Here is a 2,821-nt window from a genome sequence, read left to right as displayed (position 1 = left end):
CTGGGCCGCTAGACGATGGGGGCTCGAGCTGCCCACGGGCCCTGCGAGCCTAGCAGGCTGGCCTACCCGGCTCGCCGGTCAGCACCCACTCGGTACCGTTCGGACCGTCTCTCACCTCGACGCCGAGCTCGGCCAGCTGGTCCCGTGCGACATCGGCGTCGTGCCAGCGCCCATCGGCGCGGGCCTCGGCCCGGAAGCCGAGCACGGCCTCCACGAACGGGCCGTCGAGTCGGCCGTGAAGGCCGTCCTGGATCTCGACCAGGAGCTGCAAGCCTGGTCCCGCGACACGCTCCAGTCCGACGAGCTGGACCGCGGACGGGCCGCGTTGCGCGCAATGGTGGTTCGGTTGGGCCAGCTGGCGGAGGTGGGGGCGCGGGACCCTCGCCAGGTGGTCGGCCCGTTTGTGGAGGCCGTGCTCGGCTTCCGGGCCGAGGCCCGCGCCGATGGGCGCTGGCACGACGCCGATGTCGCACGGGACCGGCTGGCCGAGCTCGGCGTCGAGGTGAGAGACGGTCCGAACGGTACCGAGTGGGTGCTGACCGGCGAGCCGGGTAGGCCAGCCTGCTAGGCTCGCAGGGCCCGTGGGCAGCTCGAGCCCCCATCGTCTAGCGGCCCAGGACGCCGCCCTTTCAAGGCGGTAGCACGGGTTCGAATCCCGTTGGGGGTGCGCGGATTCATCGGGGCTTGGGCCCCGCTGTCAGCCAGGGACCTGTGGTGCAGTTTGGAGTGCACGCCGGCCTGTCAAGCCGGAGGTCGCGGGTTCAAATCCCGTCAGGTCCGCCCAGGCCCCACGCGGTAGGGTCACGCCCGCGGTCGGGTAGCTCAGTTGGTAGAGCGCGCGCCTGAAAAGCGTGAGGTCCGCGGATCGATGCCGCGCCCGACCACTGCTTGAAATACCTGTTCAGGGTCTATGCGGACTCGTTGGCAATCACGGTCGACGCTGTCGTCGTAACGGTGAAGTTCACTTCTCCCAACACTCCTGACAGCGGAGCCATCCTCGGAGGTTCTTCGTGTAGTTCGGACCGACAGACGGGCAAAGGCCGCAGGCGGTCAGGTGAACATGCCCTGTCGCAGGGCGGTGGCCACTGCCTGGGCACGATCGTTCACGCCGAGCTTGCGATAGATGGATCTCAGGTGGGTCTTCACCGTCTCCTCGCCCACGATCAGCTCGGCGGCGATCAGCCGGTTGCTCAGCCCGTCGACGAGCAGGCTCAGCACTTCACTCTCGCGCCGGGACAGGCCTATCTGGCCGCCCGGCCACGTCCGACCGTCACCGTGCCGGGCGGCCCGTACGGCGATGCGAGTCGCCATGGTCGGGTCCACCACGACTTCGCCGTGGTCAACGCGCGCGAGGTGATCCGCGAGCTGTTCCCCGCTCAGCGACTTGAGCAGGTACCCCGAGATGCCCAGACGGAGGGCCTCGAACAGCCGGCGCTCGTCGGTGTCGTCGGTGAAGATCACGACCCGAAATGGCGGCTTCTCCGCCACCATCTTGGCCGCAAGCTCGAGCGCGCTGGTCCCCTTGATGTGGAGGTCGACCAGCACGACGTCGGCGTCCAACCGGATCGCCGCCGAGAGCGCGTCCTCGGTGGCGGGCGCGCGGCCAACTACATCGACGCGGTCTTGGTGCGAAGCCAGTATCCCCTGCAGGCCCTCGACGATGATCTCGTCGCCGCCGACCAGGACGACGCGCACCGGGCGGTCACCATCTTCGGAGCTCTGCGGAGGCTGGCCCGTCGCCAGCGCGGGCGATCGTGTGGTCAGTAGCCCATCGGAGCCGGTCAGAGGTCCCACCGTGACCCTTCGGCTAGAGCACAAAGGGCGAAACAGGAGTCCGATCCGAGAAAGGCGCTAGAGCTCGTCCCCCCATGCGTGTCACTCCACGGTACCGCCGCAGGGCCGACGACGCCGTGGAGAACCGTGATCATCTTGTCGAGATGCGTGCGTTCGAGCACTCTGCACACCGCTCGCGATGGGGAGTCCAGGAGAAGCTCGCCGCCCAGCTGACACTGGTGCTCGTAAGATCTCGCGAGCGCGCCGACACCCGCGCAGTCCATGAACTCGGTGTCGCTGAGATCGACGAGGATCACCCGACCTGGCTCGGCCAGGCCGTCGAGCACGGTGCTCAGCTGGGGAGCCGTGGCGCAGTCGAGCTCTCCGGCCACAGCCACGACGGCGAGGCCATCGCGCACTGTCGTCCTCAGACTGAACGGGGCCGGCCTTGACGCCATGCCCCTCAGCCGTGGTCCTGGCCGGGATTGGTGGTCCAGGCGAAGGCCTCGGCGAGGTCAAGGATCTCCTTGGCCCCGACCACTTGGCTGGCCTGGGCATCCAGTTGGCCGAGGATGGCCCGTCTGACCTTGGCCTCCAGCAGGTGGGAGCCCACAGCCAGCTCGCGGATCTGTTGTGCGGTCTGCTCGTCGAGCATGGGCCTCCGCCCCCTGCCAGTCAGCTCGGAGAGTGCCAACCGCGTCAACCGTACCAGCTTATGTCAGCTACCGTACAGAGCAGGCAGCCGGCTCAGACGAGCCGGTCGAAGACCTCTCTCAGGACCGCATAGCAACCACACGACGCGCCCTCGAGCCCGCGGCGGTCGGTGATGGTGATCCTGCCCCGGCGGAACCGGATAAAGCCGGCCTGCTGGAGGATGCCCGCCACCAGCGTTACCGAGGGGCGGCGGACGCCGAGCATCTGGGCCAGGAACTCCTGGGTGAGGGGGAACTCGTCCGAGCCCACCCGGTCGTGGGTGAGCAGCATCCAGCGGGCGCAGCGCTCCTCGATCGAGTGGAGGCCGTTGCAGGCCACCTGCTGTCCGATCTGG

The 2,821-nt window shown here is 68.5% G+C and carries 5 protein-coding genes and 3 tRNA genes; 4 read left to right on the top strand and 4 right to left on the bottom strand.

Annotation, left to right across the window (positions count from 1 at the left end; all coding sequences use genetic code 11):
* The 4 genes from VH112_09800 to VH112_09785 form a co-directional block, all read left to right on the top strand.
* Nucleotides 1-568 (top strand): hypothetical protein (locus VH112_09800; GenBank protein HEX4540524.1); only part of this gene is annotated, 568 nt, incomplete at its 5' end.
* A 26-nt stretch (nt 569-594) separates the two neighbouring features.
* Nucleotides 595-667 (top strand) — tRNA-Glu (locus VH112_09795).
* Nucleotides 668-705: 38 nt separating this feature from the next.
* A tRNA-Asp gene (locus VH112_09790) sits at nt 706-780 on the top strand.
* A 31-nt stretch (nt 781-811) separates the two neighbouring features.
* Nucleotides 812-884: transfer RNA gene (locus VH112_09785), tRNA-Phe, on the top strand.
* A 166-nt stretch (nt 885-1,050) separates the two neighbouring features.
* On the opposite strand, the gene VH112_09780 is transcribed toward VH112_09785, so the two are convergent.
* The 4 genes from VH112_09780 to VH112_09765 form a co-directional block, all read right to left on the bottom strand.
* Nucleotides 1,051-1,695 carry a response regulator transcription factor gene (locus VH112_09780; protein ID HEX4540523.1) on the bottom strand — a complete coding sequence of 215 codons (645 nt, stop codon included), beginning with the start codon at nt 1,693-1,695 and terminating at the stop codon, nt 1,051-1,053.
* Nucleotides 1,696-1,781: 86 nt separating this feature from the next.
* On the bottom strand, nt 1,782-2,231 hold the full coding sequence (locus VH112_09775; GenBank protein ID HEX4540522.1) for an STAS domain-containing protein: 450 nt from the start codon (nt 2,229-2,231) through the stop codon (nt 1,782-1,784).
* A 5-nt stretch (nt 2,232-2,236) separates the two neighbouring features.
* Nucleotides 2,237-2,428: a hypothetical protein gene (locus VH112_09770; protein ID HEX4540521.1), complete on the bottom strand. Its 192-nt coding sequence runs from the start codon at nt 2,426-2,428 to the stop codon at nt 2,237-2,239.
* Between the two features lie 92 nt (nt 2,429-2,520).
* A partial coding sequence (locus tag VH112_09765; GenBank protein HEX4540520.1) for a helix-turn-helix domain-containing protein occupies nt 2,521-2,821 on the bottom strand: 301 nt, incomplete at its 5' end.

The organism is Acidimicrobiales bacterium, assembly GCA_036270875.1.
Classification (GTDB): Bacteria; Actinomycetota; Acidimicrobiia; order Acidimicrobiales; family AC-9; genus AC-9.
The sequence above is the reverse complement of the archived record's forward strand: the minus strand, read 5'-3'. Positions and strand labels throughout refer to the sequence as shown.

Bases quoted from the DNA above. Each gene is read 5' to 3' on its own strand.
- VH112_09770 (HEX4540521.1), bottom strand. From the start codon at position 2,428: ATGCTCGACGAGCAGACCGCACAACAGATCCGCGAGCTGGCTGTGGGC.
- VH112_09775 (HEX4540522.1), bottom strand. From the start codon at position 2,231: ATGGCGTCAAGGCCGGCCCCGTTCAGTCTGAGGACGACAGTGCGCGAT.